This is a genomic window from Vibrio sp. 10N.222.52.B7 (assembly GCF_041474275.1).
GTDB classification, from domain to species: Bacteria; Pseudomonadota; Gammaproteobacteria; order Enterobacterales; family Vibrionaceae; genus Vibrio; species Vibrio crassostreae_C.
This window is the reverse complement of the sequence record NZ_JBFRTU010000637.1, coordinates 1-400: the sequence shown is the minus strand read 5'-3', so window position 1 is coordinate 400 and position 400 is coordinate 1. Positions and strand designations below refer to the sequence as shown.

The following is a 400-nucleotide window of genomic DNA, read 5'->3' as shown; positions in this document are numbered from 1 at the left end:
CGCCTTGTTCATCCCAGCTAAGTGTCACTTTCTTGCTTTTCTCTTTTTGTACCCAATGACCATTTTCGTCATGGGTATGTTTACGACCATTCGAGTCAACAGCAACTTCTGAGCTACGGACAGAAACATCGCTACGGATATCGTTGTCACCCATCGATTGAATAAGAAGTCTTCCGAAGCCATTTTGTTTGTCATCACTGATTAACGAACAACCGACTACACTAATATGATCAGGGCTAGCCTTGACATTTTCAGCTTCACTAAACACTTGATTGAACGCTGCTAGTTTCACAGCTAACTCATCTGCGCTGTAACCGCTTAGATGAGTATTATTGTTTTCAGATCCATCTCGACCATGACCAACAAGTTGCCAACGTAATTGTCCAGCTAACTTATCTTT

Annotated in this window: 1 protein-coding gene; it reads right to left on the bottom strand. The window is 42.0% G+C overall.

Annotation, left to right across the window (positions count from 1 at the left end):
- On the bottom strand, window positions 1–400 hold a 400-nt coding region (locus tag AB4512_RS24580), incomplete at both ends, for a C80 family cysteine peptidase (RefSeq protein ID WP_372176087.1).